This window comes from Micrococcus sp. TA1, assembly GCF_014199555.1.
Taxonomy (GTDB): domain Bacteria; phylum Actinomycetota; class Actinomycetes; order Actinomycetales; family Micrococcaceae; genus Citricoccus.
Map to the genome: position 1 here is coordinate 1,793,383 of NZ_JACHNW010000001.1, position 21,581 is coordinate 1,814,963.

16 protein-coding genes are annotated in these 21,581 nt (G+C 72.0%); 6 read left to right on the top strand and 10 right to left on the bottom strand.

The genetic code is table 11. The annotated features are described in order from the left end of the window. Positions 1–119: 119 nt before the first annotated feature. The 4 genes from GGQ69_RS07805 to GGQ69_RS07820 all read right to left on the bottom strand — a co-directional run bounded on the left by GGQ69_RS07805 (position 120) and on the right by GGQ69_RS07820 (position 5,958). Positions 120–2,384: an AAA family ATPase gene (locus tag GGQ69_RS07805; RefSeq protein ID WP_183526757.1), complete on the bottom strand. Its 2,265-nt coding sequence runs from the start codon at positions 2,382–2,384 to the stop codon at positions 120–122. A gap of 169 nt (positions 2,385–2,553) precedes the next feature. After that, entirely contained in the window at positions 2,554–3,210 is a 657-nt protein-coding gene (locus GGQ69_RS07810; protein ID WP_183526759.1) for a DNA-3-methyladenine glycosylase, read from the bottom strand. A gap of 15 nt (positions 3,211–3,225) precedes the next feature. After that, on the bottom strand, positions 3,226–4,692 hold the full coding sequence (gene argH / locus GGQ69_RS07815; protein ID WP_183526761.1) for an argininosuccinate lyase: 1,467 nt from the start codon (positions 4,690–4,692) through the stop codon (positions 3,226–3,228). 3 nt (positions 4,693–4,695) lie between these two features. Beyond that, positions 4,696–5,958: an argininosuccinate synthase gene (locus GGQ69_RS07820; RefSeq protein ID WP_183526764.1), complete on the bottom strand. Its 1,263-nt coding sequence runs from the start codon at positions 5,956–5,958 to the stop codon at positions 4,696–4,698. 173 nt (positions 5,959–6,131) lie between these two features. Here GGQ69_RS07820 and GGQ69_RS07825 point away from each other — a divergent pair, with 173 nt between their 5' ends. The 3 genes from GGQ69_RS07825 to GGQ69_RS07835 all read left to right on the top strand — a co-directional run bounded on the left by GGQ69_RS07825 (position 6,132) and on the right by GGQ69_RS07835 (position 8,662). Continuing rightward, complete coding sequence (locus GGQ69_RS07825; RefSeq protein ID WP_183526766.1) at positions 6,132–6,632, top strand: ankyrin repeat domain-containing protein; 501 nt, start codon at positions 6,132–6,134, stop codon at positions 6,630–6,632. Between the two features lie 346 nt (positions 6,633–6,978). Continuing rightward, positions 6,979–7,695, top strand: a complete 717-nt coding sequence (gene rpf / locus GGQ69_RS07830; protein ID WP_255459449.1) for a resuscitation-promoting factor Rpf — start codon at positions 6,979–6,981, stop codon at positions 7,693–7,695. Positions 7,696–7,876: 181 nt separating this feature from the next. Continuing rightward, positions 7,877–8,662 (top strand): hypothetical protein, encoded by a 786-nt coding sequence (locus GGQ69_RS07835; RefSeq protein ID WP_183526769.1) that lies wholly within the window; start codon positions 7,877–7,879, stop codon positions 8,660–8,662. A 139-nt stretch (positions 8,663–8,801) separates the two neighbouring features. Here the strand turns inward: GGQ69_RS07835 and GGQ69_RS07840 are convergent, their stop codons facing one another. Genes GGQ69_RS07840 through argC form a run of 6 tightly spaced genes read right to left on the bottom strand, consistent with a single transcriptional unit; the run spans position 8,802 to position 14,732 of the window. Beyond that, entirely contained in the window at positions 8,802–9,299 is a 498-nt protein-coding gene (locus tag GGQ69_RS07840) for an arginine repressor (protein ID WP_183526772.1), read from the bottom strand. Then, a complete protein-coding gene (gene argF / locus GGQ69_RS07845) occupies positions 9,296–10,279 on the bottom strand; it encodes an ornithine carbamoyltransferase (protein WP_183526775.1) in 984 nt (327 codons plus the stop codon). The genes GGQ69_RS07840 and argF overlap by 4 nt, the downstream gene beginning before the upstream one ends. Next, positions 10,279–11,595, bottom strand: a complete 1,317-nt coding sequence (locus tag GGQ69_RS07850; RefSeq protein WP_183526778.1) for an acetylornithine transaminase — start codon at positions 11,593–11,595, stop codon at positions 10,279–10,281. The genes argF and GGQ69_RS07850 overlap by 1 nt, the downstream gene beginning before the upstream one ends. Beyond that, positions 11,592–12,533 carry an acetylglutamate kinase gene (gene argB / locus GGQ69_RS07855; RefSeq protein WP_183526781.1) on the bottom strand — a complete coding sequence of 314 codons (942 nt, stop codon included), beginning with the start codon at positions 12,531–12,533 and terminating at the stop codon, positions 11,592–11,594. The genes GGQ69_RS07850 and argB overlap by 4 nt, the downstream gene beginning before the upstream one ends. A gap of 10 nt (positions 12,534–12,543) precedes the next feature. Continuing rightward, positions 12,544–13,695, bottom strand: a complete 1,152-nt coding sequence (argJ, locus tag GGQ69_RS07860) for a bifunctional glutamate N-acetyltransferase/amino-acid acetyltransferase ArgJ (protein WP_183526784.1) — start codon at positions 13,693–13,695, stop codon at positions 12,544–12,546. After that, positions 13,692–14,732 carry an N-acetyl-gamma-glutamyl-phosphate reductase gene (gene argC, locus GGQ69_RS07865; protein WP_183526787.1) on the bottom strand — a complete coding sequence of 347 codons (1,041 nt, stop codon included), beginning with the start codon at positions 14,730–14,732 and terminating at the stop codon, positions 13,692–13,694. Before argC ends, argJ begins: the two co-directional genes overlap by 4 nt. Before the next feature lie 107 nt (positions 14,733–14,839). Here argC and GGQ69_RS07870 point away from each other — a divergent pair, with 107 nt between their 5' ends. From GGQ69_RS07870 to GGQ69_RS16840, 3 genes are all read left to right on the top strand, one after another. Beyond that, a complete protein-coding gene (locus tag GGQ69_RS07870) occupies positions 14,840–15,835 on the top strand; it encodes a quinone oxidoreductase (protein ID WP_183526790.1) in 996 nt (331 codons plus the stop codon). Between the two features lie 102 nt (positions 15,836–15,937). Beyond that, a complete protein-coding gene (locus tag GGQ69_RS07875; RefSeq protein ID WP_183526793.1) occupies positions 15,938–20,095 on the top strand; it encodes a Pls/PosA family non-ribosomal peptide synthetase in 4,158 nt (1,385 codons plus the stop codon). Further along, positions 20,092–21,579: a M1 family metallopeptidase gene (locus GGQ69_RS16840; RefSeq protein WP_183526796.1), complete on the top strand. Its 1,488-nt coding sequence runs from the start codon at positions 20,092–20,094 to the stop codon at positions 21,577–21,579. Before GGQ69_RS07875 ends, GGQ69_RS16840 begins: the two co-directional genes overlap by 4 nt. Positions 21,580–21,581 lie beyond the last annotated feature (2 nt).

Consider the following 21,581-nt stretch of genomic DNA (forward strand, 5'->3'; position numbering starts at 1 on the left):
ACGTGGTGGTCACGGATGCTGCCTCTCGGTGCGTGCGTCGTTTCGGAATGCGGGGCGTGGGACGGTCCTGGGGGACGGTCCGGGACGGGCGGGGGTCGGCGGAGGGTGCGGGGGGCCGGTCAGGCGTCGCCCAGCCCCGCCGGCAACCCGCCGGTGGAGAGGACGCGCAGGGTCTGGGTGGACCGGGTCATGGCGACGTACAGGTCCCCGACGACCCCACCGGTCTCGGCGACGATCTGTGCCGGTTCCACCAGCACGACGGCATCGAACTCCAGCCCCTTGGCCTCTCCCGGGGTGGTGGAGACGATGTCCTGGCCCAGGCCACCGCCGCCGGACCCGACCCGGTCACCGTAGCGTTCGACGAGCAGGGCGGCGATGCGCCGTTCGAGGGAGGCCGGGGCGATCACGGCGAGCAGGCCGCCGTCGATCCTCTCGAGGTCCTCGGCCACCCCGGCCATCAGCGCGCCGACCGCCTGCGCCTCGGGCACCTGCTGCACCGTGGGCTGCCAGTCGCCCTCGCGCACGGCCTGTGGCGAGGAGACCGGCAGCCCGGCCTCCTGGGCCACCCGGGCGGCCAGCCGGGTGATCCGGGCCGGGGTGCGGTAGTTGACCGTCAGCTCCTCCAGGCGCCAGCGGTCCTGGACGAAGGGCTCCAGGGCCTCGGCCCAGGAGGTGACGCCGGCCGCCGAGGACGCCTGGGCGATGTCCCCCACGATCGTGAACGACTTCATGGGGCAGCGCCGCATGAGCAACCGCCACTGCATGGGCGAGAGCTCCTGCGCCTCGTCCACCACGACGTGCCCGTAGGTCCAGGTGCGGTCGGTGGAGGCCCGCTCGGACGCGGAGACGTAGCGGTCACCCTCCTCGTTGACGTCGGCCAGGGCCTCGGCGGTCACCACGCCGTCCACGCCGAGGTCCTCCAGCATGGCGTTGACGTTCTTCAGGGACGCCTCGGCGTTGGCCAGGTTCCGCTTGCGCTCGACCTCCTGTCCCGCCTTGCCGCGGCCCGCGCTGGGATCGAGCTCCCCGAGCAGTTCCGCCGCCTCGTCCAGCAGGGGGACGTCCGCCTCGGTCCACATCGCATCCGCCGGGCGCACCAGGCGCCGGCGGTCCTCGGGGTCGAGGAACGGCGCCGCCATGTCCAGGTGCTCCGGCTTGGAGAACAGGTCCGCGAGCAGTTTCTCCGGGGTCAGGGGCATCCAGCACAGGTTGAGGGCGATCCTCACGTCCCGGGAGGTCCGGACATCCTCCGCCAGGTAGGACCGGTCGATGTTGTTGCCGGCGCCCGAGGACTTCTCCAGCTTGTCCTTCAACTGGTCGGCCAGTTCGCGGACCATGATCTTGACGAAGGTGTTCCGGGCCTCGTTGTGCGGCTTGCCGGTGGCCCGGGCCCGGTCCCGGGCGCGCCGGACCTGCTTGGGGCGGATGGTCAGGACGGTACCGCCGACGTCCACCGTGCGCGGACCCGCGGGGAGCCGCTGGCGGTTGGCCACCGCGTTGGCCACCACGTCGGCCATGAACAGCCGGCCCTTGATGCGGGCCACCCGGCGGTCGGCCTCCGGCACGGCCTTGATGCCGGGCATGAGCCGGCCGAGGGAGGACATCACCACGCCGGTCTCACCCAGGGAGGGCAGCACGCGGTCGATGTAGCGCATGAAGGACTGTGACGGGCCGACCAGCAGCACACCGGCGGACTTCAGCCGTTCCCGGTGGGTGTAGAGCAGGTAGGCGGCGCGGTGCAGGGCCACCGCGGTCTTGCCGGTGCCCGGGCCGCCCTGGACCACCAGCACGCCCTTGATCGGGGAACGGATGACGGCGTCCTGTTCGGCCTGGATGGTGGCGACGATGTCCCCCATCTGTCCGGTGCGCCGCGCCGAGACTGCCGCCAGCAGGGCGCCGGCCCCGTGGTGGCCGGTCTCACCGTCCAGCAGGCTCGCGTCCAGAACGTCGTCCTCGAGGTCCACCACGGTGCGCCCGCGCAGCATCAGGTGACGGCGGCGGCGCACCCCCAGCCGGTGGTGGGCCGTGGCCTGGTAGAACGCCCCGGCCTCGGGCGCCCGCCAGTCCACCATGAGCCGCTGCTGGTCCTCGTCGGTCAGGCCGATGCGCCCGATGTAGCGTTCGTCCCCGCCGTCCAGGTCCAGCCGGCCGAACACCAGCCGGTCGTCCACGGCGTACAACTGCGCGAGGCGGTCCTCGTAGAGCGTGGCGAAGGCGTCGCGTTCGGAGACGTTCTGCACCGAGCCCTGGGGTCCCTCCTTGCGCACGCGCGCCAACTGGCGCTCCTTCTCCGCCCGCAATTCGTCCAGACGCTGGTAGAGCCGGGCGACGTAGTGGCGCTCGTGCTCCAGTTCGGTCTGGTGGACCGGGACCACATCAGTCATGCCTTGCACACCTTAGGGCTATCGACGGTGCTCCCCGGGGGAGCCTGACGACCGGAGGGGTCCGGCACGCCCCGGGGGCACCACGGAACGAGTGACCATCCATGGTACAGCGGTTGCGGTGAACACACCGTTAATGCCCGACCCCGCGCGACGGGGCCCACCCCGTGGATCACGCCCGTGAGGTGCGACGACGCGGCGCCGCCGGACGGTAGGGCGAGACCGAGGGCTCGTCCGGCAGCCAGAAGCGCCAGGGGAACTCCGGTCCTCCCCCGGGCCCGGAGACGCCGGTGCGGGGCCCGGTCAGGGTGCCCGGCCGGCGTCGCGAGCGGATGCCGGAGAGCCAGATGCCGTCCGGCGCCTGCGCCGCGTGGTCGTCCGGGCCGGGCCCGGACAACAGGACCGAGCCGTCGTCACCGGCCCCGATGCCGAGGGCCTGGGCCAGGCGCGCCGGACCGGAGGCCAGCCTCGGTCCGGCCGGGGCGCCGCGCCGGGCGACGGCGGCGTCCAGTCCCAGCGTCACCTCACCGGCGCGCAGCAGGACGGCGGAACTGGTTCCCTCCGTCCCGCAGACGATGTTCATGCACCAGTGCATGCCGTAGGTGAAGTAGACGTAGACGTGACCGGCGGGGCCGAACATCGTGTCATTGCGGCGGCTTCGACCGCGGTAGGCGTGCGAACCGGGATCGCGCTGACCCTCGTAGGCCTCGACCTCCGTTAGTCGCACGCCGACCACCGTCCCGCCCCGGGCGACCGTCAGCGTCGAACCGAGCAGGAGCGGGGCGGCCCGCAGGCCACCCCGCTCGAGCACGCTCAGGTCACCGGGCATGGATGCCGGGCTCCCTCACGCCAGCGGGCCGGACGCCCCGAACTCGCGCAGCGGCACGAGCTGGCGCCGGAGCTCGGCCAGCTGGGCGGCGACGGCCTCCGGGGCCGTACCGCCCTGGGCATTGCGGGAGGAGAGGGACCCCTCGGTGGACAGGACGGAACGGACCGCGGGGGTCAGTGCGGGCGAGATCGCCGCATAGTCCTCGTCCGTCAGGTCCCAGAGCTCCACGCCCCGCGACTCCGCGACCTTCACGGCCTCGCCCGAGAGCTCGTGCGCGTCACGGAACGGCACGCCCTGGCGGACCAGCCACTCGGCGATGTCCGTGGCCAGGGCGAACCCCTGCGGGGCCAGCTCGGCCATCCGGTCGGTGTGGAACGTCAGCGTGGCGATCATCCCGGACACGGCCGGCAGCAGCAGTTCGAGGGTGTCCGCGGCGTCGAAGACCGGCTCCTTGTCCTCCTGCAGGTCGCGGTTGTAGGCCAGCGGCAGTCCCTTGAGGGTGGCCAGCAGCCCGGTCAGGTCGCCGATAAGCCGCCCGGACTTGCCCCGGGCGAGCTCGGCGACGTCCGGGTTCTTCTTCTGCGGCATGATCGAGGATCCGGTGGAGTAGGCGTCGTCCAGGGTGACGAAACCGGCCTCCTTCGTGGCCCAGAAGATGACCTCCTCGCTGATCCGGGAGAGGTCGACGCCGATCATGGCGCACACCCAGGCGAACTCGGCGAAGACGTCCCGCGCAGCGGTGCCGTCGATCGAATTCCACGCCGCGGAGTCGAAACCGAGGTCTGCGGCCACGGCATTGGGATCCAGGCCGAGCGAGGACCCGGCCAGGGCCCCCGAGCCGTAGGGCGACACCGCGGCACGGCCGTCCCAGTCCACCAGCCGCTGCACGTCCCGCGCCATCGCCCAGGCGTGGGCGAGCAAGTGATGGCTGAGCAGCACCGGCTGGGCGTGCTGCAGGTGCGTGCGTCCCGGCATCGGCGCGTACGGGTGGGTCTCCGACTGGGCGATGAGCGCGTCGATGGTGTCCAGCAGGCGGGCCGCGATCAGTCGCGCGTGGTCGCGCAGGAACATCCGACCCAGGGTGGCGATCTGGTCGTTGCGGGAGCGCCCCGCACGTAGCTTGCCGCCCAGCTCCGGACCGGCGCGCTCGATCAGTCCGCGCTCGAGCGAGCCGTGCACGTCCTCATCGGAGTCCGCGGCGACGTAGGCGCCGGAGACGACGTCGGCCTCCAGGCGGTCGAGCGCGGCCAGCATGCCCTCGAGCTCGGCGTCGTCGAGCAGCCCCGCGGTGTGCAGGACCCGGGCGTGGGCGCGGGAACCCGCGATGTCATAGCGGGCCAGTCGCCAGTCGAAGTCCGTCGACTTGCTCAGCGCCGCCAGGGCGTCCGCGGGGCCGCCGGCGAAGCGGCCGCCCCACAGCGAGCCCTCATTGGTGCCGTGGCGCTGTGGCCCCGGCGTGTTCTCCGCGCCCTGATCCGCCACGTCTCAGGCCCCGGTGCTCTCGTTCGACAGCTTCGCCACGTCCTCGAGGGAGTCCACGGACCCAGCGCCCTCCACCCGCTGGTCGCGCTCGGTCGCGACCTTGGAGGAGAGGCCGAAGATGTCGATGAAGCCCCGTGCAGAGGACTGGTCGAAGGCATCGCCCTCGTCGTAGGTGGCGAGGCTGAAGTCGTACAGCCCCGTGTCCGAGCGACGGCCCTGGACGGTGGCGCGGCCGCCGTGCAGTTCCATCCGGATGTCCCCGGAGACGTACTTCTGGGTCTCGTCCACGAAGACGTCCAGGTTCTTCTTCAGCGGGGAGAACCACTGGCCGTCGTACACCAGCTCGGTCCAGCGCTGGTCCACGGTCTTCTTGAACCGGGCCTGCTCGCGCTCCAGGGTCACGTTCTCCAGCTCGCGGTGGGCGGTCATCAGCGCCATCGCACCGGGGGCCTCGTAGATCTCGCGGGACTTGATGCCCACGAGACGGTCCTCGACGATGTCGATGCGCCCGATGCCCTGCGCACCGGCCCGGCGGTTCATCTCCTCGATGATCTGCAGCGGGGAGAGCGAGCGGCCGTCCAGCGCCACCGGGACGCCCTGCTCGAAGGTCACGGTCACCACGTCCGGCGCCGGCGGGAACGCCGGGTCGTCGGTGTAGTCGTACACGTCCTTGGTCGGACCGTTCCAGATGTCCTCCAGGAAACCGGTCTCCACGGCGCGGCCCCAGACGTTCTGGTCGATGGAGAACGGGTTCTTCTTGGTGGTGACGATCGGCAGCTCGTTGCGCTCGGCGTACTCGATGGCCTTGTCCCGGGTGAGCGCCAGGTCCCGGACCGGGGCGATGCACTTCAGGTCCGGCCCGAGGGTCTGGATGCCCACCTCGAAGCGGACCTGGTCGTTGCCCTTGCCGGTGCACCCGTGGGACACGGTGGAGGCGCCGAACTGGCGGGCGGCGGCCACGAGGTGGCGCACGATCACCGGGCGGGAGATGGCCGACACCAGCGGGTAGGCGTCCATGTAGAGGCCGTTGGCCTTGAGGGTCGGCATGCAGTACTGCTCGGCGAACTCGTCCCGGGCGTCGGCCACGTAGGCCTCGACCGCACCGCAGTCCAGGGCACGCTGGCGCACGGTCTCGAGGTCCTCCCCACCCTGGCCCACGTCCACGGCCACGGCGATCACCTCGGCCCCGGTGGCCTCGGCGATCCAGCCGATGGCCACGGACGTGTCCAGTCCGCCCGAATAGGCCAGGACGATGCGTTCTGTCATTGCGTGCTCCTCAAGCTCTCCTGCAGTGGCGGGCCGGTCCCCACGCGGGGGGAAGGCGGCCCTGGTGGACTCTATGCAAGAGTCTACATATTTATGCATCGTTGCGCACGGACGACGCCGTGGAGACCCTCCGCGACGCGGCACCCCGACCACACTCACCGTACTGTGGACCCATGAGCAGCGACATCCCCGGACCCCAGAACCCGGACCACTCCACCCCGGGACCCGGCACCCCGGCGACCCACGGAGCCCCTGAGCTCACGGACGAGCAGCTGGAGTTCCTCAACTCCCTGTTCGACTTGGCCCGCGCCGGCGACTCCGAGCCACTGCTCGCGGCCGTGGACCAGGGGGTGCCGGTGAACCTGTCCAACCACAACGGGGACACCCTGTTGATCCTGGCCACCTACAACAACCACCCCCGGCTCGTCCGTGCCCTGGTGGATCGCGGGGCGGACGTCCACCGGGTCAACCAGCGCGGCCAGTCGGCCCTGACCTGCGCCGTGTTCGTCCAGAACGAGGAGTCGGTGCGCGCCCTGCTGGCCGCCGGAGCGGATCCCGACGCCGGCCCCGTCAGCGCACGCGCGGCGGTGGACCAGTTCGGACTCGAGGCCATGCGCAGCCTGCTCGACGCGGCGCCGCGTGACGAGGATCACGGCCCGGTCTCGACCCCGTGACCGCTCGTTCCGGCGTCACCACCCACACTGCGCCGTCCCCCGGTTGACCGGGAAGCACGCCGCGCCTTGCCCCTGGACTCCCACCAGCGACGCTCCTGAGCGTTCCATGGGAATTGCCTGAAGAAGCCGCCCCGGATTTGACGTTATCGTCCTGATGCCTTTCACTGGTTTCAGACCTGCTCCGTGATCGTTTCGTGATCCGGCAGGAAAGAACGACAGCGGGCCTCCCCCACCAGCACCGTCCCTTGGGAGCCTCGCGCCGTGTATTCCATCACGGACGGCGGACGGTGCTGCTGTGACGACCGGGGACGGTTCGAGCAGGGGTGGGCCGACATCTCCCAACATCATGCAGAACACCTCCACTGCCACGACTGCCCGCCGCTCCATCGTCCGTCGCTCGGCCGCCGGCCTGGCCGGCGTCGCCATCGCCGGCGCCGGGCTGACCGCCCTCTCGGCCCCCGCCACCGCCGCCCCGGTCTCCACCTGGGACGCCCTGGCCCAGTGTGAGTCCACCGGCAACTGGTCCATCAACACCGGCAACGGCTACTACGGTGGCCTGCAGTTCTCCCCCTCCACCTGGCGCGCCTTCGGCGGCTCCGGCATGCCGCACCAGGCCTCCAAGGCCGAGCAGATCCGCGTCGCCGAGAACACCCTGGCCGCCCAGGGCTGGGGCGCCTGGCCTGCCTGCTCCGCCAAGCTGGGCCTGTACGGCACGCCCTCCAACGCCAACGTGACCACCCAGTCGGCGGACTCCAACGCCTCCGCTGAGCGTGCCGCCGCCAACAAGGCCGCTGCCGAGCGCGCCGCCGCCCAGGAGGCCGCCGCCGCCGAGCGCGCCGCCGTCCAGCAGGCACAGGTGCAGCAGGCCGAGCGCGCCTCCTCGGTCACCCCGGTCGAGCGTTCCGCCAAGACCGTCACCGTCAAGCCGGGCGACACCCTGGCCAAGATCGCCCGTTCCTACGGCGTCGAGGGCGGCTGGAAGGCACTGCACGCCGCCAACGCCGACACCGTGTCGAACGCGAACCTGATCTTCGTCGGCCAGACCCTGCACCTGCCGGCCTGATCGACGGCCGTCAGTCTTGACGGAACGCGCCGGATGGGGAGTCCTCCCCATCCGGCGCGTTCTCTCGTTAAGGACGCCGGCCGCTAGGGTGAGACAGCGGTCATCACCGCGCGCGGCGTCGACGAGTCATCGCCCCGCGCGCCGCATCACACCGGATCAGCAGTCTCGAAGGGGAACATCCATGCCTCAGACCACCAGCAGCCACACCCCCGTCCGCCGCCGGTTCCGCGCCCTGGGCATCACCGCACTGGGCGCGGCCGCGGCGCTGACCCTCTCGAGCTGCGGCACCAGCGCCCCCGCACTCGAGGACGTGTGGCCCGAGGTGAGCCAGTCCATCCAGAACGCCAAGTCCGTGGCCATCGAGGGCAACGTCACCCAGGGCGGGCAGGACATGTCCGTGGCGATGTCCGGTCAGATCGACGACTCCTCCTACTCGGGCTCCGTCTCCATGGGCGATGCGCAGGTCGAGGTCATCGGCAACGCCGAGAAGACCTACCTGAAGCCCAATGGCGCCTTCTACCAGGAGATGGGCGGCGCCGGGCTGCAGGAACTCGTGGGCGAGAAGTGGCTGGAGATGCCCGCGGAGGACGGCGGCTTCACCATGTCCAGCTTCTGGTCCAGCGTCAGTGAGGACATCCCCGGCTCCGACCAGTTCCAGGACTCGGAGTACACCTCAGAGGTCGTGGAGCACAACGGCGAGGAGGTCTACAAGTACTCCGGCACCAGCGCCGAGAACGGTGAACCGGTGGCCATCTACATCACCCAGGAGAACAGGCTCGTCCGCGTGGAGGTCGACCAGGCCGGGCAGGGTGAGGGCGGGTCGGCGGACGCCTCGACCCCGGCCTCCCCCCAGGCCAGCGCCAGCCCGGATGCCGGAACCGGGACCGTGGACTTCTCCGACTGGGACGCCGTGGAGCCGGTCGACATGCCCGCCAAGGACGAGGTCTTCGCCGTCCCCGGCATGTGACACCGACACGGGTCCTCCCGGACGCCGCCCCGTGGCACCACGACCGACGCCGGCCTAGTCACCTCGGCCGGCGTCGGCGTGTCCGGCGTCGTCGGGAACGGTGCCTGGTATCCGCCCGGCCTGACGGCAGGATCAGCCGTCAGCCCGCGTAGCCGAGGAACCGGCCGGCCACGGCCACTCCCCCGTCCGTGGCCCGGGCCACGATCATGATGGTGTCGTCACCGGCGATGGTCCCCAGGACATCCGGCAGCCGGGACTGGTCGATGGCGGAGGCCAGGAACTGCGCGGCCCCCGGCGGGGTCCGCAGGATCACGAGGTTCCCGCTGGACTCCGCCGAGACGAGGAGCTCGCGGCACAGTGTCGCCAGGCGGTGCTCCATCGCTTCCGGGGCCCGGTGGCCCGGAGCATCCCCGGCCACCGGGCCCTCGGGAGGCACCGCGTAGGCCAGCTGGCCGCCGTCGCTGCGGACGCGGTAGGCGCCCAGTTCCACCAGGTCGCGGGACAGCGTCCCCTGGGTCACCGAGACCCCGCGGGAGCGCAGCCTGTCCAGCAGTTCGGACTGGCTGTGCACGGCCACCTCGGCCAGGACGTCCTTGATGGCGGCCTGGCGGGCGGTCTTGGTGGACGGGGCGCTCATCGACCCTGCGGCGGCGTCGCCAGGCCGGACCGGTACAGCAGCCAGGCCATCAGCGCCTTCTGGGCGTGCAACCGGTTCTCGGCCTCGTCGAAGACCACGGACTGCGGGCCGTCGAGGACCTCCGCGGAGACCTCGAAGCCCCGGTAGGCCGGCAGGCAGTGCAGGAAGATCGCGTCCGGCGCGGCCTGGGCCATCGCGGCGGAGTCCACGGCGTAATCCCGGAACAGGTCCTGGCGCTGTTCCTTCTCGGCCTCCTGGCCCATCGAGATCCAGGTGTCGGTGACGACGACGTCGGCCCCGGACAGCGCCCGCACGGCGTCCGTGGTGACCAGCACCGACCCGCCCGTCTGTGCCGCGCGCTCCTCCGCCGCGGCCACGACCGCCGGGTCCGGGAGGTAGGACCCGGGCCCGGCGATGCGCACGTGCATCCCCGCCGTCACCCCGGCCAGCAGGTAGGAGTTGGCCATGTTGTTGGCCGCATCGCCCAGGTAGGTCATGACCAGGCCCTGGGTGCGGCCCTTGTGCTCACGCACCGTCAGCAGGTCGGCCAGCAACTGGCACGGGTGGTAGTCATCCGAGAGGGCGTTGATCACCGGGACGGTGGCGTTCTCGGCCATCTCCTGGAGGCCGGACTGGGCGTAGGTGCGCCACACGATCACGGACACCATCCGGGACAGCACGGCGGCCGTGTCCGCGATGGTCTCCTTGTGCCCCAGCTGGGACTCACCGGGGTTCACGATCAACGGCTGGCCGCCGAGGTCGGCGATCCCGGCGGCGAAGGACACCCGGGTCCGGGTGGAGGTCTTGTCGAAGAAGACGATCCCGGTCTGCGGCCCGGCCAGGGGCCGGTGCAGGAACCGGTCGGCCTTCATCTCCTGGGCCAGGTCCAGCACCTCGGACTGCTCGGCGGGCGTCAGGTCGGTGTCCACCAGGAAGTGGCGCAGGGCGGGATTCGGTGTGTGGACCGGTGCAGGGCTCATCAGTGGGTCTCCTGGGTTCTCAGGTCGGAACCGCCCTGGCCGGACGGGGCCGGGGCCTCCGCCAGCGCGGCGGCGTGGATGCTCGGGAGGTCGGCGATCAGGGCGTCGACCAGGTCGTCGCCGATCACCAGCGGCGGTGCCAGGCGCAGCGTGTCCGGCCCCGTGGCGTTGAGCAGGTACCCTGCCCGCAGGCCGGCGCGCACCATGGCCGGCGCCAGGCCGCCGTCGGGCACCGGGGACCCGGCCGGGGCGGTGACGTCCACGCCGACCAGCAGCCCGTACTGGCGCACCCCGGTGACGAGGCCGAGACCCCGCAGGGCCTCCGCGAGGCGTGCGCCGAGGCGCCGCACGTGGGCCAGCAGGTCCTCGTCCTGGATGACGCCCAGCACCGCCAGGGCGGCAGCGGTCGCCACGGGGTTGCCGCCGAAGGTGGTGCCGTGCTGTCCGGCGGTCAGCAGGGAGGAGGTCCGCGCACCGAAGCTGACCATCGCGCCGATCGGGATGCCCCCGCCCAGGCCCTTGGCCAGCGTCATGGCGTCCGGGATCACCGGGTCATCCTGCCCCGTGACCTGCGGGGACTGATGGGCGAACCAGTGACCGGTCCGCCCGACGCCGGTCTGGACCTCGTCGAAGATCAGCAGGGCCCCGTGCTCGCGGGTGAGGTCCCGCGCCGCCTGGAGGTACCCGGCCGGCCAGCCGTGCACCCCGGACTCGCCCTGGACCGGTTCGATGACGACGGCGGCCACGGTCTCGTCCACAGCCTCCCGCAGCGCCTCCACGTCCCCGCCCTCGATGAACTCGATGCCCGGCACGAGTGGTTCGAACGGCTCGCGGTAGGCGTGCTTGTAGGTCATGGACAGCGCACCCATCGTGCGGCCGTGGAAGGCTTTGCGCAGTGCGATGACCCGGGTGCGCCGGCCGGACGGGTCCTCGCCACCGTGGCGTCGGGCCAGCTTCAGGGCGGCCTCGTTGGCCTCGGAGCCCGAGTTCGCGAAGAACACGGTGGAACCCTCCGGCGCGCGGGACAGCTCCAGCAGCCGCTCCGCCAGGTCGACCTGCGGGCCGGAGGTGAAGAGGTTGGAGACGTGTCCCAGCGTCGCGAGCTGCGTGGTCACCGCCTGCACGAGGGCCGGGTGGGCGTGGCCGAGCGCGTTGACGGCGATCCCACCGAGGAAGTCGGTGTAGCGCCGGCCGTCGGCGTCCCAGACGTTGGCACCCTCGCCGCGGACCAGGACCGTGCTGGGTGCGCCGAAGACCCCGGTCAGCGCGTGGCCGTAGCGGTCGAGGTAACCGGCGTTGGAGTCGGGCGAGGTCATGGGGCTCCTGTCTCAGTGGGGGCGTCGGGCAGCACCTGGGTGCCCACCCCGGCTGCGGTGAAGATCTCCAGCAGCATCGAGTGCGGCTCGCGTCCGTCCACGATGTGGGCCTGCGGGACCCCACCGTCCACGGCGTTCAGGCAGGCGGTCATCTTCGGGATCATCCCGGACTGCAGCCCGGGCAGCATCGCCCGCAGCTCGGAGGCCGTCATGGAGGACACCAGTGAGTCCCGGTCCGGCCAGTTCGCGTACAGTCCCTCCACGTCCGTGAGCACCACGAGCTTGGCCGCGCCCAGCGCGACGGCCAGCGCGGCGGCCGCCGTGTCCGCGTTGACGTTGAGCACGTCCCCGGTGGGGACGCCGTCCGGGCCGATCTCCGGGGCCACGGAGGACACGACCGGGATCCGGCCGTTGTCGATCAGGTCGCGGATGGCCACGGGATTGACGCCGGTGACCTCACCCACCAGCCCGAGGTCGACGTCCTCGCCGTCCACCTCCGTGCCGGTGCGCACGGCCCGGAAGAGCGCGGCGTCCTCACCGGACATCCCGACCGCGTAGGGGCCGTGGCCGTTGACCAGTCCGACCAGCTCGCGGCCCACCTGCCCGGTCAGCACCATCCGCACCACGTCCATGGCCTCGGCCGTGGTCACGCGCAACCCGCCGCGGAACTCGGAGTCGATGCCGAGCCGGTCCAGCATGGCGTTGATCTGCGGCCCGCCGCCGTGGACCACCACGGGGTGGATCCCGCAGTGGTGCAGGAAGACGATGTCCTCGGCGAAGGCCCGGCGCAGCGGTTCGGAGACCATGGCGTTGCCGCCGTACTTGATGACCATGGTGGTCCCGGCGAAGCGCTGGATCCAGGGCAGGGCCTCGATCAGCACCCCGGCCTTGGCGGTCGCCCGGTCCCGGTCCGGTCCGGTGGCTTCCTGTGCGGTCACGGTCGCTCCCTCAGCTCGAATAGGCGGAGTTCTCATGCACGTACTCGTGCGTGAGGTCGTTGGTCCAGATGGTGGCGCGCTGGTCCCCGGCGTGCAGGTCGATGAGCACGTGCACCTCGCGGGGTTCGAGGTCGACCAGCTCGCGCGGCTCACCGATGCCGCCGCCGCGGCAGATCTGCACGCCGTTCATGGCCACGTCCAGGTCCTCCGGCTCGAACGCGGCCCGCGTGGTGCCCACGGCGGAGAGCACGCGGCCCCAGTTGGGGTCCTTGCCGAAGATCGCGGTCTTGAACAGGTTGGACCGGGCCACGGCGCGGCCGACCTCCTCCGCGTCCTGTTCCGAGGCGGCGTTGACCACCTCGACGGCGATGTCGTGGCTGGCTCCCTCGGCGTCGCCGATGAGCCGGCGGGCCAGGTCGGCGCAGACCGCCCGCAGCCGCTCCTGGAATTCACCTGGCTCGGGGGTGGTGCCCGAGGCCCCGGAGGAGAGCAGGATGACGGTGTCGTTGGTGGACATGCACCCGTCGGAGTCCGCCCGCTCGAAGGTGGTGCGCGTGGCCTCGCGCAGGAGACCGTCCAGGGTGCCGGGTTCCAGCACGGCGTCCGTGGTCAGCACCACGAGCATGGTGGCCAGCCCCGGGGCCAGCATGCCCGCCCCCTTGGCCATGCCGCCGATCGTGTAACCGTCCCCGCCGATCGCGTGGGTCTTCGGCACGGTGTCCGTGGTCATGATCGCCTCGGCCGAGGCCGGCCCCCCGTCGGCGGACAGGGCGTCGACGGCGTCCTGGACGCCGGTCAGCAGCCGGTCCATGGGCAGTCGCTCCCCGATCAGCCCGGTCGAGCACACCAGGACGTCTCCGGCGGAGACGCCCAGCAGCTCTGCCGCGCGCTCGGCCGTGGCATGGGTGTCCTGGAAGCCGGGTGCGCCCGTGCAGGCGTTCGCCCCGCCGGAGTTCAGCACCACGGCATCGGCCCGGCCGTCGCTGACGGCCTGCCGGGACCACTGCACCGGGGCGGCGGCCACGCGGTTGGTGGTGAAGACGGCGGCCGCGTGGCGGTCCGGACCCTCGTTGACGACGACGGCGACGTCCGGTCTCCCGGTCGACTTCAGTCCGGCGGCCACGCCGGACGCGCGGAAGCCGAGTGCACTGGTGACGCTCATGGTGCAACCCCCTGTTGGGTCAGGCCCGAGTCCTCCGGGAGGCCGAGGGCGAGGTTCATGGACTGGATGGCGCCTCCGGCGGTGCCCTTGGCGAGGTTGTCGAGGGCGGCGGTGACGATGACGCGTCCGGCGTGTTCGTCCACGGCCAACTGCATCACCACGTGGTTCGAGCCCAGGACCGAGCCGGTGGTCGGCCACTGGCCCTCCGGCAGCAGGTGCACGAAGGCCTCGTGGTCGTAGGCCCGCTGCCACGCCGCCCGGATCTGCTCGGCGGAGACCCCCGGACGGTAGCGTGCGGTGGCCGTGGCCAGGATCCCCCGGGGCATCGGCGCCAGGGTGGGGGTGAAGGAGATGGTGACGGGTTCCCCGGCGGCCTGGGACAGCCCCTGTTCGATCTCGGGGGTGTGGCGGTGGCCCCCGCCCACGCCGTAGGGGCTCATCGACCCCATGGCCTCGCTGCCCAGGAGGTGGGGCTTGAGCGACTTGCCGGCCCCGGAGGTCCCGGACGCGGCCACGATCACCACGTCCCGCGGCTCGAGCAGCCCCGCGGTGAACCCGGGGGCCAGGGCCAGCAGGGAGGTGGTGGGGTAGCAGCCCGGGACGGCGATCCTGGTGGCGCCGGTCAGCCGCTCCCGCTGTCCGGGCAGTTCGGGCAGGCCGTACGGCCAGGTCCCGGCGTGCCCGGAACCGTAGAACCGCTGCCAGGCCTCGGCCGACTCCAGCCGGTGGTCCGCCCCGGCGTCCACCACGAGGGTGCCCGGTGAGCGGGCCTCCAGTTCGGAGGCGATGCCGCCACTGGCCCCGTGCGGCAGGGCGAGGAAGACGACGTCATGCCCCGAGAGCACCTCGGCGGTGGTCTCCTGGAGCACCCGGTCGGCGAGCGCGTGCAGGTGCGGCTGCAGGGCACCGAGGCGTTCCCCGGCGTTCGAGTGGGCCGTGATGGCCCCGATCTCGACCTCGGGATGGCCCAGCAGCAGGCGCAGGACCTCTCCCCCGGCGTAGCCACTGGCTCCGGACACGGCGACTTTCAGGCTCATGCGCCCATGATAGGGGAAGTATGCAGACCTGCCAATATTTATGCAGACAGGGCCATCGTGGATCCGGACCCTCGCACCGGTCGGTGCCCACGACTACGGTGGGCACCATGACGGTGAACCCTGTGCCCACCACCCAGCACGCCATCCGCGTCGACGCCTCCGGCGGTCCCGAGGTCCTGCGCTGGACCGAGGTCCCCGTTCCCTCCCCCGCCTCCGGTCAGGTGCTCGTGCGCACCGCGGCAGCCGGCCTGAACTTCATCGAGACCTACCAGCGGTCCGGCGTCTACCGGATGCCGCACCCGTTCGTCCCGGGCTCGGAGGGATCGGGCACGGTCGTGGCCGTGGGCTCCGGCGTCGGGAACGGGGTCTCCGTCGGCGACCTCGTCGCCACCGCCGCCGGTTCGGGCACCTACGCCGAGTTCTTCACCGCACCGGCCGAGCAGCTCCTGCCGGTCCCGTCCGGCGTGGATCCCGTCACGGCGGCGGCGATCCCCCTGCAGGGGATGACCGCCCACTACCTGTGCCGCTCCACCTTCCCGGTGGAGCCCGGGCACACGGTGCTGATCCATGCTGGGGCCGGGGGCGTCGGACTCCTGCTCACCCAGTTGTGCGTGTCCCTGGGCGCCACCGTGATCACCACCGCGTCCTCGGACGAGAAGAAGGAGCTGTCCCGGCAGGCCGGTGCCAGCGAGGTCCTCGACTACTCCGGCTTCGCGGACCGGGTCCGCGAGCTCACCGGCGGTGAGGGCGTGCACGTGGTGTTCGACGGCGTCGGCAAGGACACCTTCGAGGAGTCCCTGCGGTCCCTGCGGGTCCGGGGCATGCTCGTGCTGTTCGGCGGCTCCTCGGGCCAGGTGCCTCCCTTCGACCTGCAGCGTCTCAACGCCGCCGGGTCACTGTTCGTCACGCGCCCGTCGCTGGCGTTCTACACTCGCACCGCCGAGGAGACCCGCTGGCGGGCCCGGGAGCTGTTCTCCGCGCTCGACGACGGCTCGCTGTCCTTCCGGGTGGGCGCCACCTACCCGCTGGCGGAGGCGGGCCGTGCCCATCAGGATCTGGAGGGGCGGAGGACCACGGGGAAGTCCCTGCTCCTGCCCCAGTGACACGCACCACCGGGCCGGTGGGGCGGAAACACGATAAACTGGCACGCATTCTTTTGTCGTTTCCCAGCATCCACCTCTGACGAGAGCAGGCCGAGCCCCGCCGTGTCCACGCACCAGCCCCAGTTGCCCGCCGCCGCCAAGGCTCCTCCGGTCCGCACCCTCGTGGACGTGCTCGTGTCCACCGCAGAACAGCACCCGGAGGCCCCGGCGCTCGACGACGGGGAGACCGTCCTGTCGTATGCCGAGCTGCTGGACGAGGTCAAGGCCACGGGGCGTGCCCTGCACGAGGCCGGCCTCGGCGCCGGGGACCGGATCGGCATCCGGATCCCCTCCGGCACGGTGGACCTCTACGTCTCCATCCTGGCCACGCTCTACATCGGTGCGGCCTACGTGCCCGTGGACGCCGATGACCCCGAGGAACGGGCGCGCCTGGTGTTCTCCGAGGCCCGGGTGGCCGCCATCCTCAGCGGCGGGGGCACGGTCCGGACCTCCTCGGCCCGGCCCAAGCCGTTCCCCGCAGCACGGCCGGCGGAGCCCGGAGACGACGCCTGGATCATCTTCACGTCCGGGTCCACCGGCACCCCGAAGGGCGTCGCCGTCAGCCACCGCAGCGCGGCGGCCTTCGTGGACGCGGAGGCGCGGATCTTCCTTCCGGACGATCCCCTCGGCCCGGGCGACCGGGTGCTGGCCGGACTCTCCGTGGCGTTCGATGCCTCGTGTGAGGAGATGTGGCTGGCCTGGCGCTCCGGCGCCTGCCTGGTCCCCGCGCCCCGGTCACTGGTGCGCTCCGGCATGGACCTCGGGCCCTGGCTGGTGTCCCGGTCCATCAACGTGGTCTCCACCGTGCCCACCCTGGCCGCCCTGTGGCCCCCGGAGGCCCTGGAGAACGTCCGCCTGCTGATCTTCGGCGGCGAGGCCTGCCCGCCCGAGCTGGCGGCCCGCCTCGCCGAGGACGACCGGGAGCTGTGGAACACCTACGGCCCCACGGAGGCCACCGTCGTGGCCAGCGCCGCACGGATGGACGGCACGGGCCCGGTGCGCATCGGCCTGCCCCTGGACGGCTGGGACCTGGCCGTCGTGGACCCGGCCACCGGGATCCCCGTGGCCGAGGGCCAGACCGGTGAGCTGATCATCGGCGGCGTGGGCCTGGCCCGCTACCTGGACCCGGCCAAGGACGCCGAGAAGTACGCCCCGATGCCCACCCTCGGCTGGGACCGCGCCTACCGCTCCGGTGACCTCGTGGTGTGGGACCCGGAGGGCCTGCTGTTCGCCGGCCGGGCCGATGAACAGGTCAAGCTCGGCGGACGCCGCATCGAACTCGGCGAGATCGACGCCGCCCTGCAGTCCCTGCCCGGCGTCGCCGGCGGCGCGGCGGCCGTCCAGACGACACCGGCCGGGACCCAGCTGCTCATCGGCTATCTGGCCATGTCACCGTCGGCCCCGGAACCCGACCTGAAGGCCTTCCGGACCCGGCTCGAGGCCGAGCTGCCCGGGGCGCTCGTGCCCCGGCTGGTGACCGTCGAGACCCTGCCGACCAAGACCTCCGGCAAGGTGGACCGCAAGGCACTGCCCTGGCCCCTGCCCGGCCAGGCCGGACAGGGCTCGGGGCATTCCGGGTCCGGACCGAACGCGGACCTGCCCGTGGACCCGGGGTCCCCCGGCGGCTGGGTGCTGTCCCAGTGGACCGAGGTGCTCGGCGTCGCCCCGGATGACCTGGACACCGACTTCTTCACCTCCGGCGGCGGATCGCTGGCCGCCGCCCAACTCGTCTCCCGCCTGCGCGTCCGCTATCCCACCGTCACCGTGCGGGACATCTATGCGCACCCGCGGGCCGGTGCCCTGCTGGAGGCCGTCACCGGCAACGACGGCCGTCCGGTCGAGCCGGCCGAGCCGGTCGAACCGCGGCCCGTGGTCCGCACCACGCGCAAGGCCCAGGTCTTCCAGACCCTGATGGGCATCCCGCTGGTGATCCTCGTGGCCATGCGCTGGGTGGTGTACCTGGCCGCCGGGTCGAACCTGGCGGCCGGCTGGGGCATCCTGCCCGGGGCCCCCACCGTGTCCTGGTGGTGGATCCTGGCCGCCTGGCTGGTCTTCGTGGCCCCGCCGGGCCGCATGCTCATCTCGGTCGTGGCCGCCCGGTGGCTGCTGCGCGGGGTGATCCCGGGATCCTACCCGCGCTCCGGCAAGGTCCACCTGCGCCTGTGGCTCGCCCAGCACGTCTCCGACCTGGTGGACCCCGTCTCCCTGGGCGGAGCGCTCTGGGTGCCCACCTACGCCCGGCTGCTCGGTGCCCGGATCGGCAGGAACGTCGACCTGCACTCGGTGCCGCCCGTGACCGGCCTGCTCGAGCTCGGGGACGGCTCCTCCGTGGAGCCCGAGGTCGACCTGTCCGGATACTGGATCGACGGGGACGTCGTGCACATCGGCAGGATCAGCATCGGCCCGGACGCCGTGATCGGGTCCCGCTCCACGCTGATGCCCGGGGCCTCGATCGGCACGGGCGCCCGGGTCCAGCCCGGGTCCACCGTGTCCGGCCGCGTCAAGGACGGGCTCGACTACGCCGGGTCCCCGGCCCAGCGCCTGGGCAAGGCCAAGTACTCCGGGCCGAACATCGACCCGCCGCGGGCCACCGGCTGGCTCGCCCTGTCCGCCGTCGGGTCCGGGTTCGTGGCGCTGCTGCCGTTCGCCGCGGCCGCGCTGGCCGCCCTGCTGGGGCTGTGGTCGCTCACCTGGTGGCCCGACTGGCAGCCCGGTGGCGCCGGGGCGGCCCCCGAGACGCTCTTCGGCTCCGGCTGGCGCCTGCTGGCGGTCAGCCCCCTGCTCGCGATCGTGTGGTTCGGGCTGAACATGGCCTTCACCGTGGTCGTCGTCCGGTTGCTCTCGGTGGGCGTGAGCGAGGGCTACCACGCCGTGCGCTCGCGGGTCGGCTGGCAGCTCTGGGCCACCGAGCGGGTGATGGACACGGCGCGGGACCTGTTGTTCCCGCTCTATGCCTCCCGTTTCACCCCGGTGTGGCTGCGCTGGCTGGGCGCCGAGGTGGGCACCAACGTCGAGGCCTCGACCGTCATCCTGCAGCCCGCCCTGACCCAGATCGGGGATGACGCCTTCCTGGCGGACGACACGATGGTGGGTTCCTACGAGCTCCAGCGCGGCTGGATGTACGTGGGCCAGGCCCGGGTCGGCCGGAAGTCGTTCGTGGGCAACTCCGGCATGGTGGCCGCCGGCCGCAAGCTGTCCAGGAACTCCCTCGTGGCGGTATTGTCCGCCACGCCGAAGAAGACCAAGGCCGGCTCCTCCTGGCTCGGTTCCCCGCCCGTCCGGTTGCGACGGACCGAGGTCGAGGCCGAGGATGCCCTGACCTACGACCCCCCGGCCGCCCTCAAGCGCGCCCGCACCGGATGGGAACTGCTCCGCAGCATCCCGGTCTGGGTCTCCACCGTCATCGCCGTCCTCGTGGCCCTCGCCCTGGAGGGACTGGCCCAGCTCGGCGGTGGGGCCGCAGAGGGGGCCGGCCCGGGTGGCTGGTGGCTGCCCGTGCTGCTGGGCGGAGTGGTGCTGATGCTGGCCGGCGCGCTGGCCGCCGGGTCCTCGGTGCTTGCCAAGAAGGTCCTCGTCGGCCGGATCACTGCCGGCGAGCACCCGTTGTGGAGCTCGTTCATCTGGCGGAACGAGGTGGTGGACACGTTCATCGAGATGGTCTCCGCCCCCTGGTTCGGCCGGTTGTCCTCGGGAACGCCGTCACTCGTGTGGTGGCTGCGGGCACTGGGTGCGAGGATCGGCCACGGTGTGTGGTGTGAGTCCTACTGGCTCCCGGAGGCGGACCTGGTCACCCTGGGTGACTCCTCCACCGTCAACCGCGGCTGCGTGGTCCAGACCCACCTGTTCCACGACCGGGTGATGTCGATCGACACCGTCCGGCTCGGCGACGGCGCGACCCTGGGACCGAACTCCGTCATCCTCCCGGCCGCCTCGATCGGTGACGGCGGTACCGTGGGTGCCGGATCGCTGGTGATGCGCGGTGAGATGGTGCCGGGACACACCTGGTGGATCGGCAACCCCGTGGCACCGTGGAAGGGCCCGAAGGTGAAGGGCCTGGCCGCCGCGATCACGCGCCTGGAACGCCGGGAGGCCAAGGCGGCCCGGGCTGTTGCGGCGAGGGCCGCGAAGGCGCAGAAGGCCGCGGCCCGGACCGCCGCGGATCCATCAGACCGGCCCGCCCAGGACCACCCCCGAGACCGTCAGGAGCAGACCCACCCGTGAGTGACGTCAGACCGGCCATCCCCGATCCCTACCTCCCCGGATCGGGAACCCCGGACTACGGCGTCGGCCACTACGACCTCACCCTCGAGGTGAAGCTGGCCGCCAACCGGGTCTCGGGCACGGCGCGTCTCGAGGGCACCCTGCTGAACCGGGCCAAGAGGATCGAGCTGGACCTGCACGGCCTCTCGGCGACCCGGGTCACGGCGGTCTCCCGGGACCGTTCCGTGAAGGTCACCAAGTACGCCACGCGCAACAGCAGGCTCGTGATCGACCTGGCCTCGCCGCTGGACGCCGGCACTCCCCTGACCCTGCAGGTCACCTACTCGGGGGTCCCGCGGATGATGCACGGCACCTGGGGCGAGATCGGCTGGGAGGAACTGGAGGACGGCGTGCTGGTGGCCGGTCAGCCCAACGGGGCGTCCACCTGGTTCCCCTGCGTGGACCACCCCTCGGTGAAGTCGACCTACCACTTCACCATCAGCACCGACGCGGGTTACCTCCCGGTCTGCAACGGGTTGCCCACCGGGCACCGCCGCCGGTCCTCGCGCGAGGAATGGACCTGGGAGCTGCGCGAGCCTGCGCCCACCTACCTCGTCACGGTGCAGATCGGCCGGTACCAGCTGGTGGCCGTGCCCGAGCGGACCCCCGGCCGGCGCCCCGCCCCGGGGCCCGTCCGCGAGGCGGTCCAGGGCCTGCTGGACGGGCTGCTGCCCGGGCGGGACGAGAGGCAGCAGGATGGGCGCCACGAGGAGTGGCCGGACCACGCCGCGCCGGTCTTCCTGGCCGCCTCCCCGGCGCTGCAGGACCGCGCCCAGGCGGTGCTGGGCCTGCAGACGGAGATGATGGCCTGCTTCAGCTGGCACTTCGGCCCGTACCCCTTCGCCCGCTACACCGCCGTCGTCACGGACGACCCGCTCGAGATCCCCCTCGAGGCCGCCTCTCTGTCCATCTTCGGCTCGAACCACCTGACCGGGTCGTGGGCCGCCGAACGTCTCGTGGCCCATGAGCTGGCCCATCAGTGGTTCGGCAACGCCCTGACGCTGCGTCAGTGGAAGGACATCTGGCTCCACGAGGGCTTCGCCTGCTACAGCGAGTGGCTGTGGGGCGCCGAGTCCGGCCGCGGTGCCCTGTCCTCCTACGCCCGCACCGCCTGGCGGGGCCTGTCCGGTAAGGACCAGGACCTCGTGGTGGCCGACCCCGGCCCCGAGCTGATGTTCGACGACCGCATCTACAAGCGTGGCGCCATGGCCCTGTTCGCTCTGCGCCAGGATCTCGGCGAGGAGGTGTTCGCGGAGCTGCTGCGCGCCTGGGTCCGCGAGCACCGGCATGCCACCGTGGACACCGCGATGTTCCTCGCCCACGCCGACCGGCACGCCGCGGCGGCGGGCCACCCCGCCGGGCACGCCTCCGAGGTGCTGCGCCCCTGGCTCTGCCAGCAGAGCCTGCCGCCCTTCCCCGCGTCCCCGCGGCGCGGGACTTCGTAAGA